The organism is Streptomyces aculeolatus (assembly GCF_020400605.1).
GTDB lineage: Bacteria > Actinomycetota > Actinomycetes > Streptomycetales > Streptomycetaceae > Streptomyces > Streptomyces aculeolatus.
On record NZ_JAINRD010000035.1, the window covers coordinates 40251 to 61727 of the forward strand.

At 70.9% G+C, this 21477-nt stretch carries 11 protein-coding genes; 2 read left to right on the forward strand and 9 right to left on the reverse strand.

Annotation, left to right across the window (positions count from 1 at the left end):
- Nucleotides 1-61 precede the first annotated feature (61 nt).
- A complete protein-coding gene (locus LG396_RS36320) occupies nt 62-3844 on the reverse strand; it encodes a glycoside hydrolase domain-containing protein (protein WP_225797981.1) in 3783 nt (1260 codons plus the stop codon).
- Between the two features lie 281 nt (nt 3845-4125).
- On the opposite strand from LG396_RS36320, the gene LG396_RS36325 reads away from it, so the two are divergent.
- Complete coding sequence (locus LG396_RS36325) at nt 4126-4914, forward strand: Fpg/Nei family DNA glycosylase (protein WP_225797977.1); 789 nt, start codon at nt 4126-4128, stop codon at nt 4912-4914.
- 120 nt (nt 4915-5034) lie between these two features.
- Here the strand turns inward: LG396_RS36325 and LG396_RS36330 are convergent, their stop codons facing one another.
- From LG396_RS36330 to LG396_RS36365, 8 genes are all read right to left on the reverse strand, one after another.
- A complete protein-coding gene (locus LG396_RS36330; protein WP_018838068.1) occupies nt 5035-5403 on the reverse strand; it encodes a helix-turn-helix domain-containing protein in 369 nt (122 codons plus the stop codon).
- Nucleotides 5404-5493: 90 nt separating this feature from the next.
- On the reverse strand, nt 5494-6060 hold the full coding sequence (locus LG396_RS36335) for a CinA family protein (RefSeq protein WP_018838067.1): 567 nt from the start codon (nt 6058-6060) through the stop codon (nt 5494-5496).
- Nucleotides 6057-6659, reverse strand: coding sequence for a CDP-diacylglycerol--glycerol-3-phosphate 3-phosphatidyltransferase (gene pgsA / locus LG396_RS36340; protein ID WP_018838066.1), 603 nt, complete (start codon nt 6657-6659; stop codon nt 6057-6059). The genes LG396_RS36335 and pgsA overlap by 4 nt, the downstream gene beginning before the upstream one ends.
- Nucleotides 6656-8230, reverse strand: a complete 1575-nt coding sequence (rimO, locus tag LG396_RS36345; protein WP_225797978.1) for a 30S ribosomal protein S12 methylthiotransferase RimO — start codon at nt 8228-8230, stop codon at nt 6656-6658. The genes pgsA and rimO overlap by 4 nt, the downstream gene beginning before the upstream one ends.
- Before the next feature lie 144 nt (nt 8231-8374).
- Nucleotides 8375-9187, reverse strand: coding sequence for a helix-turn-helix domain-containing protein (locus tag LG396_RS36350; RefSeq protein WP_225797979.1), 813 nt, complete (start codon nt 9185-9187; stop codon nt 8375-8377).
- Between the two features lie 184 nt (nt 9188-9371).
- Nucleotides 9372-12086, reverse strand: a complete 2715-nt coding sequence (locus LG396_RS36355; RefSeq protein WP_225797980.1) for a DNA translocase FtsK — start codon at nt 12084-12086, stop codon at nt 9372-9374.
- A 92-nt stretch (nt 12087-12178) separates the two neighbouring features.
- Nucleotides 12179-12841 carry a response regulator gene (locus tag LG396_RS36360; protein ID WP_018838062.1) on the reverse strand — a complete coding sequence of 221 codons (663 nt, stop codon included), beginning with the start codon at nt 12839-12841 and terminating at the stop codon, nt 12179-12181.
- Nucleotides 12842-13084: 243 nt separating this feature from the next.
- The gene (locus LG396_RS36365) at nt 13085-18475 is read right to left on the reverse strand and encodes a HAMP domain-containing protein (protein WP_225797982.1); all 5391 of its coding nucleotides are present in this window, start codon (nt 18473-18475) and stop codon (nt 13085-13087) included.
- A gap of 346 nt (nt 18476-18821) precedes the next feature.
- On the opposite strand from LG396_RS36365, the gene LG396_RS36370 reads away from it, so the two are divergent.
- A complete protein-coding gene (locus LG396_RS36370) occupies nt 18822-21461 on the forward strand; it encodes a SpoIIE family protein phosphatase (protein WP_100300919.1) in 2640 nt (879 codons plus the stop codon).
- The last annotated feature ends 16 nt before the right edge of the window (nt 21462-21477 follow it).

The following is a 21477-nucleotide window of genomic DNA, read 5'->3' on the forward strand; positions in this document are numbered from 1 at the left end:
CTCCCGCACGAGCCGAGGTCGGGGGCCCGGGCGGGAGGCGGCCGCTACGCGCTGCTGCCGGCTATTCGGGCCTCACCTCGTTGCTCGGCAGGCTCTCCGGGCCGGAGCCGGTCATGTTGCGGGCGGTGACCGTGAAGGTGTACGCCGCGCCTGCCTCGAGGCCCGGCACGGTGACCTCGGTGGTGCCGGCCTCGCTCACGTCGACCGGATCCAGCGCCTGGTCCGCGCGGTACGGCGTGACGACGTACCCGGTGAGGGGTACCCCGCCGTCGAACCCCGGAGGGTCCCAGGTGATCGTCGCCGATCCGGTGCCCGCGTCGGCTGCGACGTGTCGTGGCTGCTCCGGCGCCTCGGGGAGGGCGTGGACCTCGAACTCCGACAGTCCGACGTTGGGACCGGTGCCGCCCTCGACCTGGAAGCGCACCGAGTCGAAGGTCTTCGTGTCGAAGGTGACGGTCCTGGGGGAGCCGTCGGCCGGGATGTCCGCGACCTCGACCGAACTGCCGTCGCTGAAGGTGAGCGTCCCGCCGTTGGCGTCGTCGCGACCGGGCCGGTCATGGAGCACGATCCGGTCGGCCCGCACCGGTTCCTCCCAGTCCAGCCGAATCCACGGATCCTGCTCTCCGGCGGATGCCCAGTCCCCCTCGTCCGCACGGCCTGTCACGCCGTCGACGGCCTTCTCGGGAGCGTAGCCCGCATTGAACTGCGACGACGCGTCGGCCGCGACACCCGGCCAGCGGGCGGCGTTGCCGCGCAGCAGGTCGCGGTCCGGGGCGATGTCGACCTGCTTGGCGGCCGTCACCCGGCCGCTGTCCGCCGCGGTCGCCGTGACGACCACCTCGCCATCGCGGTGGTTGACGGTGAGGCGACCGGTGAACCGGTCTATCGTCGCCTTCTTCGTCGGAGAACCGTCCGGTTCGGTGACCGACCAGTAGACCTCCTTCAGCACGGTGTCGTCCGGTGTCACCTTCCCCTCGTACGGTGCCGAGCCGTACGGCTCGACGACCCGGTCGGGCCCGGAGATCTCGATGCCGGTGGCGAGCACGGGCCGCTTGCCCGCGGATGGCGTCACCGAAGGCGGGAGCTTGTCGACGCCCCACTTCTTGTTCGGCTCGGGGCCCATCCACAGCTCCAGCGTGCCGCCGGCCGCGAGTTGGTCGTGACGGAACCACGCGTTGCCGAGGCGCTTGCCGTTCAGCTTCGCCTGCTGGATGTACATGTTGTCGGCCGAGTTGCCATGCGTGACGATGCGGAACTCGTCACCTTCGTAGTACTCCTGATCGAGCTTGATCGTGATCTCGTCGAAGACGGGCGAGGTGATGTCGTAGACGGGATGCTCCAGACCGGCGCCGGTCACCTCGAACAGCCCGATCGCCATCAGTGCGCTGATGCCGCCCATCTGGCCCTGGTCCTCGTCGTGGTGCCCGTACCCGTCGTCCGTCGCGGTCGAGCCGTACACCTCCTCCTTGATCTGACGCACCCAGTACTGGGACAGCCAGGGGCGGCCGACGTAGTTGAACAGGTGCGCGACCTGCAGACCGGGCTGGTTGCCGTAGCTGACGTGGCCCTCGCCGTAGCCCCCGAAGAAGCGCGCCGGCTCGGCTCGCCGGAACGCGTAGTCGAGCTTGTCGGCGTACGCGGTCTCCCCGCCCATGAGGTTGGCGAGCCCCATCACATCGTGCGACGTGAACCAGGTCGTCTGCCACGAGTTCGCCTGCACGAAGCCGCTCGTCGACAGCGGGTCGAAGTTCTGCTGCCAACTGCCGTCCGCGTGCCGCGGACGGACGAATCCGGTCCGGTCGTCGTAGACGTTGCGCCAGTTGCGGGACCGCTGCGTGAGGAAGTCTCCGACATCGGTGTCGTCCCAGGTCTCGATCTCGCTGATGCCGACGTTCTCACCCTGGCCGCCGGTCGCGGTGAACCGCACGGAGTCGACCTTCCGGGCCCGGAACCGGACGACCTTCGCCGTCCCGTCCGAGGGGATGTCGCGCACCTTGATTCTGCTGCCGTCGCCGAACCGGAGTTCGCCGGCGCGCACGTTGCTGTCCGGATCGGCCAGGTCGCTGATGGCGATCCGGTGGAGGCGGCGGGGCTTGTCCCACGCCAGCTCGATCCACGGGTTCCGCTCACCGTTCGATCGCCACGCGACGTCCGTCGGTGCGCGCAACGGCCGCCCGTCGACGGCCCGTTGCGCACCGTGCGCGGCGTCGAGCCGGGAGGAGGCCGTCGCGGTGGCGTACTGGGCCGCGTTGATGCCCCGTTTGCGAAGCCGGCTTGCGAGTTGCCCGAGCGCCCAGTCCTGATGCGCGTACTCAAGCGTCTGCCCGGCGCTTTCACCCGTCTCCTCGGTCGACACGTAGCCGAGGTCGAGGTACGAACGGTTGCCGCCGGTACCCCAGTTGAGATAGTCGGAGGACGCCTTGTCGTACAACCCGCCCAGCGACTGCGCGTCGAGCATCGCATCGAAGGCCTCGTCGATGTCGAAGTCGCGGATGCCCTTGTTCCACGCGCCCGTGATGAACGACGTGACGGGCGATCCGGTCATCACCATCGAATAGTTGCCCGCCACGGGTGCCCGGGGAAGCAGTCCGCCGTCCTCGTACATCTGCAGCTGCGACCTGACGAAACTGGAGTAGACCTCCGGGTAGGCGAGGCCGAGTACCGAGTTGACGTTCCACTGGGTCAGCCACAAGGCGTCGTAGTTGTACATGGCGAACTCCGGTTCGCCGTGGCGGTCGGTCGGAATCCGCTTGACCTTGCCGTTGTTCCACGTGTCGTCCATGTACGCGCCGTCGGCGTCACTGACGACGCTCCGACCGCACAGAACGTGGAACAGGTCGGTGTAGAACTTCACCTGCTGCTGCTCGGTTCCGCCCCGTACGTCGATCCGGCCCAGCATCTCGTTCCAGCGGTCCTGGGAGTCGGCCCTTGCTCCGTCGAAGTCCCAGCCGGGCAGCTCCGCTTCGAGATTGCGCCGGGCTCCGTCGGTGCCCGTCAAGGACAGGGCGACCTTCATCCGGACCTGGTCGCCCGCGTCGAGGTGGTCGTAGCTCACGTACACGCCCGCGTCGGGGCCGGCCACCTCGTCGACGGCGGCGCCCTCGTCGACCAGCTCGCCGTCCGCCCAACCGTGCAGGGCGTCGAAAGACCTGTCGAAGCGGATGTTGAAGAACAGCTTCGTCCCGTGCCTGCCGGGGTATCGCTCGCCGTGCTGGACGACGTAGCCTTCCAGCTCGCGGTCGCTGACCTTCGTGACGCGTGCGTTCTCCATCACGGCCTCGCCGAGGACGCCGGCGAGGTTGACGACGATCTCGCTCGGGCCGCCCCGGCGGTAGGTGTAGCGGTGCATCCCCACCCGGTCGGTCGCCGTGAGTTCGGCGTCGATGTCGTAGCGGTCGAGATGCAGCCTGTGGTAGCCGGGTTCGGCGACCTCGCTGTCGTCGTGCTCGACATGGGACTGCCATCCGACGTCGCCGTCCAGCTTGGGAACGCTGTCGCCGGACGTGGGCATGACCTGCACCCCGGAGAGCTGCCAGTCATGGAGGTGGCTGAAGCCCTTGACGTCGTTCTCGTTCTTGCGATAGCCCGTGTTCCGCGCATGGTGTGTGCTGGTGTCGGGGCGCAGCTTGACCATGCCGAACGGGTTGCCGGCCGACTGGAAGAAGAAGAACCGGCCGATGTCCGCCTCGATCCACGGGTTCACCAGCTCCACATAGTCGCGCTCGGGGGCGCCCTCCTGCGCCGCGGCGCTGCCCGCGAACGCGGCGGGCGGGTCACCGGCCCCGACGAGCAAGCCGGCCGTCACTCCGACGGCCATCAGTCCGGAAAGCAGACGGTGCGGCATCCGGAACTTCCGAGATCTCATGGACGTATTGCCCCCTGCGTCTCGTCACGCCCTGCTCTTCGATTGGTGCCGGTCCTGCTGATCCCTCTGCCACGACGTTGACATGTCCATCCGAACAGTTAAGCGATGGTAACGATAACATCGGCCGAATTCCCGGTCAACGAACCGGATCCGGACCGCTGCCGCCACGGGGTCGGACGATCGACCACACCGCCCGCACGCCCCGGCGACCGGGCACCGTGACCGGCCCGCCGCCGGTCACGCCCTGGCACGATGGGAGCGTGCCCGAAGGAGACACCGTCTGGCGCACCGCCCGCCTGCTGCACGAGGCGCTGGCGGGCCGCCGGCTCACCCGCTGCGACCTGCGCGTGCCCAAGCTGGCCACGGCCGACCTCACCGGCCGCGAGGTCACCGAGGTCGTTCCGCGCGGCAAGCACCTGCTGACCCGCGTCGAGGGCGGTCTCACGCTCCATTCGCACCTGCGGATGGAGGGCGCCTGGATCACGTACGCGGACGGGGAGCGGTGGCGCGGCGGTCCCGGGCACCAGATCCGCGCCGTCCTCGGCAACGCCGACAGCACCGCCGTCGGATACCGCCTGCCCGTGCTGGAGTTGCTGCGCACCGAGGCGGAGGACCGGGTCGTCGGCCACCTCGGCCCCGACCTGCTCGGCCCCGGCTGGGATCCGGCCGAGGCGGAGCGGCGGCTGCTCGCCGACCCCGCACGGCCGCTCGGCGAGGCCCTGCTCGACCAGCGCAATCTGGCCGGGATCGGCAACGTCTACAAGTCGGAGCTGTGCTTCCTGGCCGGCGTCAGCCCGTACGCCCCGGTCGCCGCGCTCCCCGAGCCCGCCCGGCTCGTCGCCGCCGCGAAGCGGCTGCTGGAGGCGAACCGGGACCGCGTGGCCCGTACGACGACGCCCTCCCGGCGCCCCGACCGGCGGCTGTGGGTCTACGGCCGCGGGGGCAGGCCGTGCCTGCGCTGCGGGACGGCGGTGCGCAGACGGGCGCAGGGGGAGACGGCGGACGAGCGTGTGACGTACTGGTGCCCGCGCTGCCAGCCGGGCGGGTGACCGGCCCGGCGGCAGCACCGGTGGGCGCCCGGCCGGGCAGGAGCGCGCGGCAGCGGGCAAGCCGAGAGCCCGGCTCCGCCGGGAACGGCGGACCGGGCTCTCGTGCCAGGCTCTCTACGCTCAGGCCGCGACGGGATCCGGCTCCTTCGGGGCCTTGATGGTGACTCGCTCGTCGGGCATCCCCGTCACCGAGGTCACGGTGAACGACCGCACGGGGGCGGGAATGGGCTCGGTGGCCGCGGCGGACTGGGCCAGCTCCGCGAGGGCGAGCTCGCCGCTCACCTCACGCATCAGCTCGGACATCCGGACGTCCAGTGCTTCACAGATCGAGTTGAGCAGTTCGGAGGAGGCTTCCTTCTGGCCTCGCTCGACCTCCGACAGATAGCCGAGAGAGACACGCGCTGACGAGGAAACCTCGCGCAGCGTCCGGCCCTGGCGCTGTCGCTGCCGGCGCAGCACGTCACCCAGCAGGCGACGGAGCAGAATCATGCGTGGCTCCCTCCTAGGACCTCGGGTCCGGATCCTCTCTGCTCCACCGTACCGCCTCGGACCGTGACAGTGCGGCGACGGAAGTCATCTTCACCGTTCGCCAAGCGAGGAATACGGGGCCTCCTGATCAGGATTTTCCGGGTATTTCCGCCCGTCTTGCCCCTTCGGTGCCGCGTCCAGGTGGCGCCGCAGCAGCGCCAGTGCCTCCCCGACGGCAGCCGTGCGGATCTCCGTGCGAGACCCTGCCAGGTTCAGCGACCGGGTCTCGCTGCGTCCCTCGGGACCGGCTACGGCGACGAAGACGGTACCCGGCTGCTGCCCGTCCTGCGGATCGGGGCCGGCGACGCCCGTCGTCGCGACCGCCCAGTCGGCGCCGAGCCGCCAGCGCACCCCGGCGGCCATCTGCCGGGCGACCTCGCCGTCGACGGCACCGCGCTGGGCGAGCAGCGAGCTGTCGACGCCGAGCACGTCCCGCTTGAGGTCGGTCGCGTACGCGACGACGGCGCCCCGGAACGCCTGGGAGGCGCCGGGCACCGCGGTGATCTCGGCGGCGAGGAGACCGCCGGTGAGGGATTCGGCGACGGCGAGGGTGACGCCGCGCTCCTCGCACAGGGCTAGCACGTCGGCGGCGGTCCCGCCGGTGTTCTGTGTGGTCACTGGACTCTCTGCTCCCGTTCGGCGGCCAGCCCCCTGCGGCGGAGCACGATCGCCTGCTTGACGTAGTCCAGGCCGGTCACCACGGTCAGGACCACGGCGGCGGCCATGACCCAGAAGCGCAGTGTGGCGAGCGGTCCGGTGAGGGTGAGGATGTACATGCCCACGGCCACCCCCTGGGCCAGGGTCTTCAGCTTCCCGCCCCGGCTGGCCGGGATCACACCGTGCCTGATCACCCAGAACCGCATGAGGGTGATGCCGATCTCCCGCGCCAGGATCACGATCGTCACCCACCAGGGCAGGTCGCCCAGCGCCGACAGGCAGATCAGCGCGGCACCCATGATCGCCTTGTCGGCGATGGGGTCGGCGATCTTGCCGAAGTCGGTGACGAGGTCGTAGCGGCGGGCCAGCTCCCCGTCGAAGAGGTCGGTGATCATGGCGACCGTGAAGGCGGCCCATGCGAACGAGCGCCACGCCGGGTCATGGCCGCCGTGGGCGGCCATGAGCACCACGAACGCCGGTACGAGCAGCAGCCGCACCATGGTCAGGACGTTGGCGATGTTCCACAGACCGGCCTGACCGACGGCCGGGGCGGGGCTCATCTCGCGGCCTCCTCGGCCGGCTCCCGGGGCCGCCGCCGATCGGGCTCGCCTATCGGCTCGGCCACCAGGTCCACCCCCTCGCTCGCCACCACCTTCGCGGTGACCAGCGCCCCCGGTGCCGCCTGCCGGGCGCTCCCGCCGGCGAGCAGCGTCACGCCGTCCGTCTCCGGCGCCTGGTGCGCCGCGCGGCCGACGACCTCCTCGCCCCCGGCGTCCGCCCCGGCGTCCCCGTCGGGGTCCGGGGCGTCCTCCACGGCGTCCACCAGGACCCGTATCGTCTCCCCCACCCGCTCCTCGGCCCGCTGGGCCGTCAGCTCCTCCGCCAGCCGCGTCATGTGCGCCAGCCGCTCGGCGACCGCCTCCGGCGCCACCTTCGACCCGTATCCCGCGGCCTCCGTGCCCTCCTCGTCCGAGTAGCCGAAGATGCCCACGGCGTCCAGCCGCGCGGCGGTGAGGAAGCGCTCCAGTTCCTCGACGTCCCGCTCGGTCTCGCCGGGGAAGCCGACGATGAAGTTCGACCGCGCACCCGCCTCCGGCGCCCGCGAGCGGATCTCCGCCAGGAGGTGCAGGAACCGCTCGGTGTCCCCGAAGCGGCGCATGGCGCGCAGCACTTCGGGGGCGGAGTGCTGGAAGGACAGGTCGAAGTAGGGCGCCACCTTCTCCGTCGACGTCAGCACGTCGATCAGCCCGGGGCGCATCTCGGCGGGCTGCAGATAGCTGACCCGGATCCGCTCGATGCCGGGCACGGCGGCCAGTTCGGGCAGCAGCGTCTCCAGCAGCCGCACGTCGCCGAGGTCCTTGCCGTACGAGGTGTTGTTCTCCGAGACGAGCATGACCTCCCGTACACCCTGCTCCGCCAGCCAGCGGGTCTCGCCGAGGACGTCGGAGGGGCGGCGGGAGACGAAGGAGCCGCGGAAGGAGGGGATGGCGCAGAACGTACATCGGCGGTCGCAGCCGGAGGCCAGCTTGACCGAGGCGACGGGCCCGGAGCCGAGCCGGCGGCGCAGCGGCGGCCGCGGCCCGGAGGCGGGGGCGACCCCGGCGGGCAGGTCGGCGGGCGCGGCGGCGGCATCGGCAGCGGCGGCGCCCGTGTCCCCGTGGCCCGGCAGCGCCGCCGCGCCGCGGGCGGCGGCGTCCTGCCGCTCCGCGGGGCTGATCGGCAGCAGCTTGCGCCGGTCCCGCGGGGTGTGCGCGTCGTGACTGCCGCCGGAGAGGATGGTCTGCAGCCGCACCGAGATGTCGGCGTAGTCGTCGAAGCCGAGGACACCGTCCGCCTCCGGGAGCGCGTCGGCCAGCTCCTTGCCGTACCGCTCGGCCATGCAGCCGACGGCGACGACGGCCTGCGTACGGCCCGTGTCCTTGAGGTCGTTGGCCTCCAGCAGGGCGTCGACGGAGTCCTTCTTGGCGGCTTCGACGAACCCGCAGGTGTTCACGACGGCGACGTCCGCGGCGGCGGCGTCCGTGACGAGGTCCCAGCCGTCCGCCGCAAGGCGGCCCGCAAGCTCCTCGGAGTCCACCTCGTTCCGGGCGCAGCCAAGCGTGACGAGGGCGACGGTACGGCGTTCTGGCATGGGCTCAGCCTACTTCGTCCCGCGCCCGCAAACCGCCGCCCACCAGCCGCATTCCGTACGCGTGCCCGAAGCACGGGCGAGCGAGGGTACGGACGTGCGAGCCTTGCCGCAGGCCGGGCCCGCGACGCCGCCCGGCGGGCCCGGTCAGCCGGCCTCGGGATCGCCCTTGGTGTACGTCAGCCGCTCGACCTCGCCGGGCTGGAAGTCCTCGGCGATCTGCTTGCCGTTGACGAACAGGTCGACGCCGCCGGCGTTGCCGAGGACGAGGTAGATCTTCTCGCTGTCGGTGACGGTCACGGAGTCGCCCTGGGCGAGGACGCCCTCCTCCAGCTCACGCCCGTCGGCGCCCTGCGCGGAGATCCAGCTCTGCCCGTCCGCGGCGACGACCCGCAGCGTCACCTTGTCCGGCGGGGCACCGGCCACCGCGCTCTCCGAGGGCTGCGGGCTCTGCTTGTCCTCGCCGGCGTCCTTGCCCGTGTCCGGGTCCTTCGGCTTGTCGGACCCCTGCGACTCCCCGGCCACGGCGGAGCCGTCCGGCTCCTCCTCGTCGCCGCCGGTGAAGACGGTGAACCCCACGAAGCCGACGACGGCCACGATCGCGGCGACCATCGCGGCGGTCCAGTTGGGGCGGCGCGGCTCGGGGCGGATGCGCTCGGCCTCGAACATCGGGGCGGCGGGTGTCGGCACGGGCCGGCCGCCGTGCTCCGCGTCGTACTGCGCGACGAGCTCCTCGGCCTCCAGACCGACCGCCCGCGCAAGGGTTCGCACATGCCCGCGGGCGTAGACGTCACCGCCGCAGCGGGAGAAATCGTCCTGTTCGATGGCATGAATGATCGGAATGCGCACACGCGTGGACAAGCTGACCTGTTCAACGGACAGCTTGGCGTCAAGGCGGGCCTGCTGAAGTGCGCGACCGACGGAAGGACGGTCGCCTGTGGGGGAGTTGCCGAGGGACACGTGGGCGCCTTTCGGGGTGAGCCACCTGCCGGGTGTTCAGTCTAGGGGGGTTGTAAAAGGATCGGCCAACCGGTCGAGCACACTTAATGGGCCATCGGGATAGACGTACTGCCCGACCGCGGGATCACCCGCCCGGCCCATTGATGTGACGCATCAGACGCCGAACCGGTTGCCCTCTTCATCGTTACGGATGATCCTGCCCCCGCAGCTGGGCGAGCACTCCGTCCATTTCATCCGGTTTGATGAGTACGTCCCGGGCCTTCGAACCCTCACTCGGACCGACGATGCCGCGTGACTCCATCAGGTCCATCAGCCGCCCCGCCTTGGCGAACCCGACCCGCAGCTTGCGCTGCAGCATCGACGTCGAGCCGAACTGCGTGGAGACCACCAGCTCCGCCGCCTGGCACAGCAGGTCGAGGTCGTCGCCGATCCCCTCGTCGATCTCCTTCTTCTTCGCCCCGCCGACCACGACGTCCTCGCGGAAGACCGGCGCCATCTGGTCCTTGCAGTGCTGCACGACCGTGGCGATCTCGTCCTCTTCGATGTACGCGCCCTGCAGCCGGACCGGCTTGTTCGCACCCATCGGCAGGAACAGCCCGTCGCCCTTGCCGATCAGCTTCTCGGCGCCGGCCTGGTCGAGGATGACGCGGCTGTCGGCGAGGGAGGAGGTGGCGAAGGCCAGCCGGGAGGGCACGTTGGCCTTGATGAGCCCGGTGACGACGTCGACGCTGGGGCGCTGGGTGGCGAGGACCAGGTGGATGCCGGCGGCGCGGGCGAGCTGCGTGATCCGTACGATCGCGTCCTCGACGTCCCGCGGCGCGACCATCATGAGGTCCGCCAGCTCGTCGACGATCACCAGCAGGTACGGGTACGGGGACAGCTCCCGCTCGCTGCCGGGCGGGGCGGTGGCCTTGCCGGAGCGGACGGCGGCGTTGAAGTCGTCGATGTGCCGGTAGCCGAACGCGGCGAGGTCGTCGTAGCGCAGGTCCATCTCGCGGACCACCCACTGCAGCGCCTCGGCGGCCCGCTTGGGGTTGGTGATGATCGGCGTGATCAGGTGCGGGATGCCCTCGTAGGCGGTCAGCTCGACCCGCTTGGGGTCGACCAGCACCATCCGCACATCCTCCGGCGTGGCCCGCGCCATCACGGAGGTGATCAGGCAGTTGATGCAGGAGGACTTGCCGGAGCCGGTGGCGCCGGCGATGAGGATGTGCGGCATCTTCGCCAGATTGGCCGAGACGTAGCCGCCCTCGACGTCCTTGCCGAGGCCGACGAGCATCGGGTGCTCCTCGCCCGCCGCCTCCGCTGAGCGCAGCACGTCACCGAGCTTGACCATCTCGCGGTCGCTGTTGGGGATTTCGATGCCGACGGCGGACTTGCCGGGGATGGGGCTGATGATGCGCACGTCGGGGCTGGCGACGGCGTACGCGATGTTCTTCGTCAGCGCCGTGATCCGCTCCACCTTCACGGCCGGGCCCAGCTCCACCTCGTACCGCGTGACGGTCGGGCCGCGGGTGAAGCCGGTGACGGCGGCGTCGACCTTGAACTCGGTGAAGACCTGGGTCAGTGAGGCCACGACGGCGTCGTTGGCGGCGCTGCGCGTACGGCCGGGGCCGCCGCGCTCCAGGACGTCGAGGGACGGCAGCGCGTAGGTGATGTCGCCGGAGAGCTGGAGCTGCTCGGCGCGGGGCGGTAGCGCGTTGGGGTCGGGCTCGGCGGCCTGCTTGGTCAGGTCGGGGACCGAGTGCTCGTGGCTCCCGGAGCGTACGGGCCCCTCCGCGCCGGCCGCCGCGCCCGACTCCTCGCGCGCGGCCGGCACGCCCCCGGTGCGCTCGGCGACGCCGTGGGTGAGGTTGGCGAGCAGCGGGGAGGGCTGGACGCCGTGCAGCACGGCGCCGTCGAGGTCGGTGGCCGCGGCGGCGGCCGCGTCGATGGGGTCCATGCCGCCGTAGTCGCGGTCGGCCGCCTTGCGGCGCGCGGGGGCGGCCGGTGCGGACGGCGCGGAGGGGGCCGCCTTGCGGGTACGGCGGCGGCGCGGCGGCGGCGGGGGCTCGTCGTCGTCCTCGTCCGTACGCACCAGGCCGTCGCGCCAGTCGTCGTCGAAGTCCTCCGCCTTGGCCACCGCCGCCGGGTCGGGCCGCGGCTGGACGAGGCCGAGCCGCACCCCCGCGGAGTGGATCCGGTCCGGGATGGCGGCGACCGGCGTGGCCGTGACGACGAGCAGCCCGAAGACGGTCAGCAGCACCAGCAGCGGCAGCGCGAGCACGTCGCCGAGGGTGGTGACCAGCGGCCGGGAGACGGCCCAGCCGATGAACCCGCCGGAGTCCCTGATGGTCTGCGTGCCCTCGCCGCGCCCCGGGGTGCCGCAGGCCAGGTGCACGAGCCCGAGCACGCCGATGACCAGGGCGGACAGCCCGATGACGATACGGCCGTTGGCCTCCGTCTTCTCCGGGTGCCGGATGAGGCGTACGGCGATGGTGGCGAGCAGTATCGGCACGAGCAGGTCGAGGCGGCCGAAGGCGCCGGTGACCAGGATCTCGACCAGCTCGCCCACGGGGCCCTTCAGGTTCGACCAGGTGCCGGCCGCGACGATCAGGGCGATGCCCAGCAGCAGCAGCGCCAGGCCGTCCTTGCGGTGGGCGGGGTCGAGTCCCTTGGCGCCGCGCCCTATGCCGCGGAAGAGGGCGCCGACGGTGCGGGCCAGGCCGAGCCAGACCGCACGCAGCAGGCGCAGCACCCCGGCGGTCGGCGAGGGGGCGGGCTTCTTGGCCGGCGCCTTCTTGGCCGCGGCCTTCGCCGGCGGCTTCTTGGCGGGTGCCTTCTTCGCCGCGGGCTTTTTGGCCGTGCTACCTCCGGACCGCTGCCGGGAGTTGCCGCTGCCAGAGGTACGTGAGGCCATAGGTGCGAGATTACCGGGAGCGCAGGCACGGGACACGTAGGACGTGCAGGTACGCATCCGCCGCGCACCCGGGCCCGGCCGGCCCGGCCGGGCTACTCCGCGTCGGGGCGGGAGCCCGGCTCCAGGGCGTCAATCGCCTTGCGCAGCCCGGTGAGTTTCCGCTCCAGGTGCGCCGCGGTGGCGACCACGGCGGACTCCGCGTTGGCCCCGCTGAGCTGCTTCGACAGCGCCTCGGCCTGCTCCTCGGCGGCGGCGAGCCGGGCGGACAGCTCGGCGAGCAGCCCGGTCTGGGCGGCCCCGTCGCCGTTGCCCTTCTGGGCGCCTTCGAGCTGCAGCCGCAGCAGGCCCGCCTGCTCGCGCAGCTGGAGGTTCTTCATGTACAGCTCGACGAACACCGAGACCTTCGCCCGCAGCACCCAGGGGTCGAAGGGCTTGGAGATGTAGTCGACGGCTCCGGCGGCGTAGCCGCGGAACGTGTGGTGCGGGCCGTGGTTGATGGCCGTGAGGAAGATGATCGGGATGTCCCGGGTGCGCTCGCGCCGCTTGATGTGCGCCGCGGTCTCGAACCCGTCCATGCCCGGCATCTGCACGTCCAGCAGGATCACCGCGAAGTCCTCGGTCAGCAGCGCTTTGAGCGCTTCCTCCCCGGACGACGCCCGGACCAGGTGCTGATCAAGCGCGGAAAGGATGGCCTCCAGCGCCAGCAGGTTCTCCGGCCGGTCATCGACCAGGAGAATCTTGGCCTTCTGCACCATGGCCTGCCCTCCTCGCCCCGGCGGTGTGCCGGTCCTCGTCGCCAAAGACGTGCCCACCGTGCCGCCCGCCCTCGTGCCGGTCATCGTATCCACACCCCGAGACTCGCCACACCCTGTCACCGAGTTGTCACTGCATACCCAGCGACAACGCGCCTGCGATCAGTTTGGTTCCCGGAATCCCGCGTTCTCACACGCATTTGGACACACTGAGTCATCAAAGAACAGTAATTCACGGTGATTTGACTACTCTCCGCTCATCCAGCCGGTCATTACGGACAGCAATCTATCGGTATCCACCGGTTTGGTCACGTAGTCCGATGCGCCCGCTTCGATGCTCTTCTCCTTGTCGCCCTTCATCGCCTTCGCGGTCAGCGCGATGATCGGGAGCCCGGCGAACTGCGGCATCCGGCGGATTGCCTCCGTCGTGGCGTAGCCGTCCATCTCCGGCATCATGATGTCCATCAGCACCACGGCCACGTCCTCGTGCTGCTCCAGCACCTCGATGCCCTCACGCCCGTTCTCGGCGTACAGCACCGCGAGCCCGTGCTGCTCCAGCACGCTGGTCAGGGCGAAGACGTTGCGGATGTCGTCGTCGACGATGAGCACCTTCTCGCCGCGGAACGTGCCCTTGAAGCGCGGCGACGCCGCACGCTGCGCCACCTCCTCCGCCAGCCCGCCGCCGTCCGCGGAAAGGCCCCCGGAAGCGGCTCCAGGCGCCTCTGAGGCGTCCTGGGCGCCCGTCTCGCCCGTCGGCCCGGCGGACTCCCCCGCGGCTCCTGAGCGCCCGTCAGAGGACTTCCTCGTACGGCCGGAAGGCAGCGCCTTGATGTCCGCCCCGCCTCCCGACACGGCGGCCTTCGCCTCGGCCTGCTCCAGGCCCGCCGCGAGCGCGCCCGTGACGGCGGCGCCCGTGCCCGGCAGCCCCGGGGCGGGCAGCTCCGTCGGGTGCAGCGGCAGGTACAGCGTGAACGTCGAGCCGCGACCCGGCTCGCTGTCGACGTGGATCTCGCCGCCCAGCAGCCGGGCGATCTCCCGGCTGATCGACAGCCCCAGCCCCGTGCCGCCGTACTTGCGGCTCGTCGTGCCGTCGGCCTGCTTGAACGCCTCGAAGATCACGCCCATCTTGTTCGACGGGATGCCGATCCCCGTGTCCGTCACCGAGAACGCGATCAGCTCGGCGTCCGGGTCACGCAGCGCGCCCTGCTCCAGCAGCTGTTCCTTGATGGCCTGCGGCACGTCGTCCTTCGCGGTGCGGATCAGCAGCTCCACCGCACCGCTGTCGGTGAACTTCACCGCGTTCGACAGCAGGTTGCGCAGGACCTGGAGCAGCCGCTGCTGGTCGGTGCTGAGCGTCGCCGGCGGGTCGGGCGAGACCCGTACGGAGAAGTCCAGGCCCTTCTCCGCCGTCAGCGGCCGGAACGTCGCCTCCACGTAGTCGACGAGCTGCACCAGCGCGATCCGGGTGGGGCTCACGTCCATCTTGCCCGCCTCGACCTTCGACAGGTCGAGGATGTCGTTGATCAGCTGCAGCAGGTCCGAGCCCGCGCCGTGGATCGTCTCGGCGAACTCCACCTGCTTCGGCGTCAGGTTCCCGTCGCCGTTGTCGGCGAGCAGCTTCGCCAGGATCAGCAGCGAGTTCAGCGGCGTGCGCAGCTCGTGCGACATGTTCGCCAGGAACTCGGACTTGTACCGCATCGAGACGGCCAGCTGCTCGGCCCGTTCCTCCAGGCCCTGCTTGGCATCCTCCAGCTCGCTGCTCTTGATCTCGATGTCGCGGTTCTGCCGGGCCAGCAGCTCGGCCTTCTCCTCCAGCTCCGCGTTCGACTCCTGCAGCGCCTTCTGCCGCACCTCCAGCTCGCCCTGCCGGTCGCGCAGCTGCGCGGCCAGCTCCTGGGACTGGCTGAGCAACACCTCGGTCTTGGAGTTGACGCTGATGGTGTTGACGCTGGTGGCGATGACCTCGGCGATCTGACCCAGGAAGTCCTTCTGGATCTGCGTGAACGGCTGGAAAGACGCCAGCTCCACCACACCCAGCACCCGGCCCTCGAAGATCAGCGGGAGCACGATGACGTGCGCCGGCGGCGCCTGGCCGAGCCCCGAGGCGATCTTCAGATACCCCTTGGGGACGTTCTCGACGACGATCGGGCGCCGCTCCTGCGCGGCGGTGCCCACCAGCGTCTCGCCCGGCCGCAGGATGTGCGGCAGCTCGTTCCCGGAGTGCCCGTATGAGCCGATCATGCGCAGCTCGTACGCGTCGTCCCCGCTTGCCGCGCCGATCTCGACGACGGCCTCGGCGCCGGAGCGCTGCACGAGGAAGAACGCGCCGTGCTGCGCGGCGACCACCGGCGTCAGCTCGCTCATGATGAGCCGCGCCACGTCGGCGAGGTCGCGGCGGCCCTGGAGCAGACCGGAGATGCGGGCGAGGTTGCCCTTGAGCCAGTCCTGCTCCTTGTTGGCGATGGTCGTCTCACGGAGCTTCACGATCATCGTGTTGATGTGGTCCTGCAGCTCCATCATCTCGCCGTAGGCGTCCACGTCGATCTTGAGGTTGAGGTCGCCGCGGGTCACCGCGGTGGCCACCTGCGCGATCTGCCGCACCTGGCTGGTGAGGTTGTTCGCCATCAGGTTGACGGAGTCCGTGAGGTCCTCCCAGATCCCGGAGACCCCGCGCACCCGCGCCTGCCCGCCCAGGCGGCCCTCGGTGCCCACCTCGCGGGAGACCCGGGTCACCTCGTCGCCGAACGACGACAGCTGGTCGACCATCGTGTTGATCGTGGTCTTCAGCTCCAGGATCTCGCCCTGCGCGGCCACGTCGATCTTCTTCGACAGGTCCCCGCTGGCCACGGCGGTCGTCACCATGGCGATGTTGCGGACCTGGTTGGTGAGGTTGGACGCCATCGAGTTCACGGACTCGGTGAGGTCCTTCCACGTACCGGAGACACCGGGCACGCGGGCCTGGCCGCCGAGCCGGCCGTCCGTGCCGACCTCGCGGGCGACGCGGGTGACTTCGGCGGCGAACGACGACAGCGTCTTGACCATGGTGTTGACGGTGGCCGCGAGCTGCTGGACCTCGCCGCGCGCCTCGACCGTGACCGTACGGGTCAGATCGCCGTTGGCGACGGCGGTGGCGACCTGGGAGATGTTGCGCACCTGGCTGGTCAGGTTGACCGCCATCTGGTTCACGTTGTCGGTGAGGTCCTTCCAGATACCCGAGACCCCGCGCACCCGCGCCTGGCCGCCGAGCTGGCCCTCCGTGCCCACCTCGCGCGCCACCCGCGTGACCTGCTCGGCGAACGACGACAGCTGGTCGACCATCGTGTTCACCGTCGTCACGAGTTCGAGGATCTCGCCCCGCGCGTCGACCGTGATCTTCTTGGACAGGTCGCCGCGGGCCACCGCGGTGGTGACCTCGGCGATGCTGCGCACCTGCGACGTCAGGTTGTTCGCCATGGAGTTGACGGACTGGGTGAGGTCCTTCCACGTACCCGAGACGCCCTTGACCTCCGCCTGGCCGCCGAGCTTGCCCTCGGTGCCGACCTCGCTGGCGACCCGCGTGACCTGGTCCGCGAACGACGAGAGCTGGTCCACCATCGTGTTGATGGTGTTCTTCAGCTCCAGGATCTCCCCGCGGGCGTCCACGTCGATCTTCTGCGACAGGTCACCGCGCGCCACCGCCGTCGCGACCTGCGCGATGTTGCGGACCTGACCCGTCAGGTTGCCGGCCATGAAGTTGACCGAGTCAGTCAGGTCCCGCCAGACGCCGGCGACGCCCTGCACCCGGGCCTGCCCGCCGAGCCGGCCCTCCGTGCCCACCTCGCGCGCCACCCGCGTGACCTGCTCGGCGAACGACGACAGCTGATCGACCATCGTGTTGACGGTGTTCTTCAGCTCCAGGATCTCCCCGCGGGCGTCGACCTCGATCTTCTGCGACAGATCGCCGCGGGCCACCGCCGTCGTCACCTGCGCGATGTTGCGGACCTGACCCGTCAGGTTGCTCGCCATGGAGTTGACGGAGTCGGTCAGGTCCTTCCACGTACCCGAGACGCCCTCGACGCGCGCCTGGCCGCCGAGGCGGCCCTCCGTGCCCACGTCCCGCGCCATCCGCGTGACCTGGTCGGCGAAGGAGGACAGCTGGTCCACCATCGTGTTCACGGTGTTCTTCAGCTGGAGCATCTCGCCGGAGACGTCCACGGTGACCTTCTGCGACAGGTCGCCGTTCGCGACCGCCGTCGTCACCTGCGCGATGTTGCGGACCTGGCCCGTCAGGTTGCGGAAGGCCGTGTTGACCGAGTCGACCAGGTCCTTCCACGTGCCCGCGGCCCCGGCCACCTGCGCCTGCCCGCCCAGTTCGCCCTCCACGCCGACCTCGCGGGCCACCCGCGTGACCTCGGCGCCGAAGGACGACAGCTGGTCGACCATGGTGTTGACGGTGTTCTTCAGCTCCAGCATCTCGCCGGAGACGTCCACGGTGACCTTCTGCGACAGGTCGCCGTTGGCCACCGCCGTCGTCACCTGCGCGAACTCCCGCACCTGCCGGGTGAGGTTGGAGAACGCCGTGTTCACCGAGTCGGTGAGGTCCTTCCAGATCCCCGCCGCGCCCGGCACCTGGGCCTGGCCGCCGAGCCGCCCCTCCGCGCCGACCTCGCTGGCCACGCGCGTGACCTCGCCGGCGAAGGTGCGCAGCGTCTCGGTCATGGTGTTGATCGTGTCCGCGAGCTGGGCGACCTCGCCGCGTGCGCTGACGGTCACCTTCTGCGACAGGTCGCCGTTGGCGACCGCGGTGGTGACCTGCGCGATGCCGCGCACCTGGGCGGTCAGGTTGCCCGCCATCAGGTTGACGCTGTCGGTGAGGTCCTTCCACACCCCGCCGACGCCCTCGACCTGGGCCTGCCCGCCCAGCTCGCCCTCGGTGCCCACCTCGCGGGCCACCCGGGTCACCTCGGAGGAGAACGCGGAGAGCTGGTCGACCATCGTGTTGACGGTGTTCTTCAGTTCCAGCATCTCGCCGTCGACGTGCACGGTGACCTTGCGCGACAGGTCGCCCTTTGCGACCGCCGTGGTCACCAGGGCGATGTCGCGGACCTGGGCCGTCAGCCGGTACGCCATGGTGTTGACGGAGTCCGTGAGGTCCTTCCAGGACCCGGACATCCCGCGCACCTTGGCCTGGCCGCCGAGCTTGCCCTCGGTGCCGACCTCGCTCGCGACGCGGGTCACCTCGTCCGTGAACACCGAGAGCTGGTCCACCAGGCCGTTGACCGTACGGCCCATCTTGAGCACCTCGCCCCGCAGCGGGTGCGGGGCGCCGTCCTGCCCCTGCGGCCGCAGGTCCATGCGCTGCTGCAGATCGCCGTCCGCCACCGCCGTCAGCACCCTGCCGACGTCGGCCAGGGGGCGTACGAGATCGTCGACCAGCGCGTTCGACGCGTCGACCGCCGCCGCCCACGACCCCTCGCAGGGCCCCGCGGACAGCCGCTCGGCGAGCTTGCCCTCGCGGCCGACCATGCGCCGCACCCGGGACAGCTCTCCGGTGACGTGCAGATTACGCTCCGCGACCTCGTTGAAGACCATGGCGATCTCCGACATCACGCCGTCTCCGCCGACCCGCAGTCGCTTGCGGAAGTTGCCGTCGCGCATGGATTCCAGCGCGCCCAGCAGGCGATACAACGAGGCCGTGTCGACCTGTGTCGTCCCGGAGGGCGTCCGGGAGCGCCCGCCCTTCGTGCGCGGACTCACGCCCGGCGCACTCGCGTCAGACTCCACTGTGTCCCTCCCGCAGGGTCGACGTTCGCCTCGGGCTCCCTCCGAAGCCTTCCCAGTGTTTCACCCCGGCCCTGGCAGGCCATAACAGTTCGGCGGCTAAGGCGCACTTTCCGAGTGTTAAGAGAAGGATCCGGCATCTGTCCGCAGGGTGAAGGTAAGTACCCTGGCATCCGCCGTCCATCCCTTCAGCCGGGAGAGTGGCACATCGAGAGGAGAGCTGGTGACCACCGCGCGGGCTGCGGCCACCTTCGAGCCGGTCGGGCGCTCCGTCGCCGCGGCCAGGACCTTCGTCCGCGACACCCTCCAGGGCTGGGGCTATCCCGAGGCTACAGACGACGCCGTCGTACTGACCAGTGAACTTGTGACGAACGCCATAATTCACGCCGGTACGGCAGTAGACGTCCTTTGTGTCCGGATGGCGGACGCGGTACGGGTCGAGGTCGCGGACCGGCACGCCGAGCGCGAGTTGCCGCTGCACAGCCCGCAGCTCCAGCCCACGCCCCTCGATCGCGAAGGCGGCCGCGGCCTGATGCTCTGCGCCGCCCTCGCCAGCCGCTGGGGCGTCGACTACACCGCGGAGCACAAACGCGTCTGGTTCCAGCTCACCGTCGCCGAGCCGCCCGCCGGCACCCGCGCGGCCGGCCCCGAGCTGCCCGTCGACGAACTGCCGCTGGCCGAGGAGCGCATCCGCGTCGCCGTCGTCCGCATCGACCGCGGCGGCCTGGTCAGCGAGTGGAACGACGACGCCCGCGACCTCTTCGGCTACGAGCCCGAGAAGGTCATCGGCAAGCCCCTCGGCGACCTCGCCGCCTGGCCCCACACCCCCGGCACCGGCACCGGACTGGTCGAGGCGCTCCAACTCTCCCGCTGGGAGGGCTCGTACGGCATCCGCTGCAACGACGGACGGGTCACCCCCGTCTACGCCTCGCACATGCGGCTGCGCAACTCCGCCGGCGACCCGTCCACGATCTGCCTCATGGTCCGCGACCGCGAACGCGCCGTCCTGCAGAGCCCGCTGCGCGCGCCCGCGGGCGACAGTCCCGGCAGCGAGGGCCGCACCGGTGCCTTCCCCGGCGGCGACTCCTTCGAGGCGTTCATCGGCACCCCCTCCCCCGACGACCTCGACGGCCTGCTCCAGCGCACCGTCGAACGCGCCCGCGACATGCTCGCCGGCGACGCCGCGTACCTGCTGCTCGCCACCGACGACGAGACCGAACTCGAGGTACGCGCCTCCACCGGACTGCCCTCCGCCCGCCAGCGGTTCGCCCGCGTCCCCGTGGAGACCGGCACGGGACGCTACGGCTCCGCCCGCCTCCCGTCCGTCCACGAAGACCTGATGGCCGACCCCGACGCGGTCCCTTTGCTGGCCGCGACCGGCATGCGCTCCGTGGTCTCCGTACCGCTGAAGGTCGAGGGCCGCCTCACCGGCTCCCTCGGCGTCGCCGCCGAGATGCCCGGCCGCTACACCAACGAGGAAGCGCTACGGCTCCAGTTCGCCGCCGACCGCATCGCACTCGCCGTCGAGTCCGCCCGCCTCGGCGAGCTGGAACGGCTGCGCCGCGGCTCCCTGTCCTTCCTCGTCGAAGCCTCCGACCTGCTCGCCGGCACCCTCGACCGGGACCAGACGCTGGCCCTCATGGCCCAGATGATCGTCCCCACGCTCGCCAGCTGGTGCGCCGTCTACACCCTCCCCGAGCAGTCGGAGCCCGAACTCAGCTACGTCCTGCACGAGGACGAGGAGCGCATCGACGACCTGCGCGCGCTGCTCGCCCGCATCGACCCGCCCGACGCCGTCCTCGTCCCCGGCGCCCGCCAGTGGCGCGGCCCGGGCGACGCGGCGCACACGCTGGCGATGCGCAGCTCGTTCCTCAGCCTCAGCATCGTGGGCAACACGACGCTCGCCGAGGACGCCGAGACCTCCCTCGCCACTGCGGCCACCGTCGGTGGCGAAACCGTTGTGCTGCCGCTCGTCGCACGCAACCGCGTCATCGGCATGCTCGTCCTGGGCAAGCCGACCGACGAGCACTTCCGCCAGGAGATCCTCGAACTCGCCGAGGACCTCTCCCGCCGGGCGGCCCTCGCCCTCGACAACGCGCGCCTCTACTCCGAGCGCACCACCATCAGCCAGTCCCTCCAGCGCAGCCTCCTGCCCCCGGGCCTGCCGGACATCCCCGGCGTCGAGGTCGAGGTCATCTACCGCCCCGCCGGCGAAGGCAACGAGGTGGGCGGCGACTTCTACGACCTCTTCGAGATCCGGGACGGCACCTACGGCTTCGCCATCGGAGACGTCTGCGGTACGGGCCCGGAAGCCGCCGCCGTCACGGGCCTCGCCCGTACGGCACTGCGCCTGCTCGCCCGCGAGGGCTTCGGCGGCCCGGCGGTCCTGGAGCGCCTCAACGCCGCGATCCTCGACGAGGGCGCCCGCGGCCGCTTCCTGACCCTCCTCTACGGCGAACTCTGGCCCCAGCCGGACGGCAGCGCAGTCCTCAAAACCGTCTGCGCCGGCCACCCGCCCCCGCTCCGCCTGCGCCCCGACGGCACGGTGGAACAGGCCACGGAATCCCAGCCGTTGCTGGGCGTCATGGACGACCTGGAACTCCACAGCGAGGAATGGGTCCTGGACCCGGGCGACGTCCTCCTGTGCGTCACCGACGGCGTCACGGAACGCCGCGAGGGCACCCGCATGCTCGGCGACGAGGGCCTGGTGGACGTCCTCACCACCTGCACGGGCCTCACCGCCGGCGCGGTGGCGGCCCGGGTGCTGCGCACCGTGGAGCGCTTCGCCGCGGAGCCGGCGTCGGACGACATGGCGATCCTGACGATGCGGGTGCCGGGGCAGATGAACGGGAACGGGGAGTAAGGCGATGGGCCCCGGA

Bases quoted from the DNA above. Each gene is read 5' to 3' on its own strand.
- LG396_RS36320 (WP_225797981.1), bottom strand. From the start codon at position 3,844: ATGCCGCACCGTCTGCTTTCCGGACTGATGGCCGTCGGAGTGACGGCC.
- LG396_RS36330 (WP_018838068.1), bottom strand. From the start codon at position 5,403: ATGATTCTGCTCCGTCGCCTGCTGGGTGACGTGCTGCGCCGGCAGCGA.
- pgsA (WP_018838066.1), bottom strand. From the start codon at position 6,659: ATGAGCCCCGCCCCGGCCGTCGGTCAGGCCGGTCTGTGGAACATCGCC.
- rimO (WP_225797978.1), bottom strand. From the start codon at position 8,230: ATGCCAGAACGCCGTACCGTCGCCCTCGTCACGCTTGGCTGCGCCCGG.
- LG396_RS36355 (WP_225797980.1), bottom strand. From the start codon at position 12,086: ATGGCCTCACGTACCTCTGGCAGCGGCAACTCCCGGCAGCGGTCCGGA.
- LG396_RS36360 (WP_018838062.1), bottom strand. From the start codon at position 12,841: ATGGTGCAGAAGGCCAAGATTCTCCTGGTCGATGACCGGCCGGAGAAC.
- LG396_RS36365 (WP_225797982.1), bottom strand. From the start codon at position 18,475: ATGCGCGACGGCAACTTCCGCAAGCGACTGCGGGTCGGCGGAGACGGC.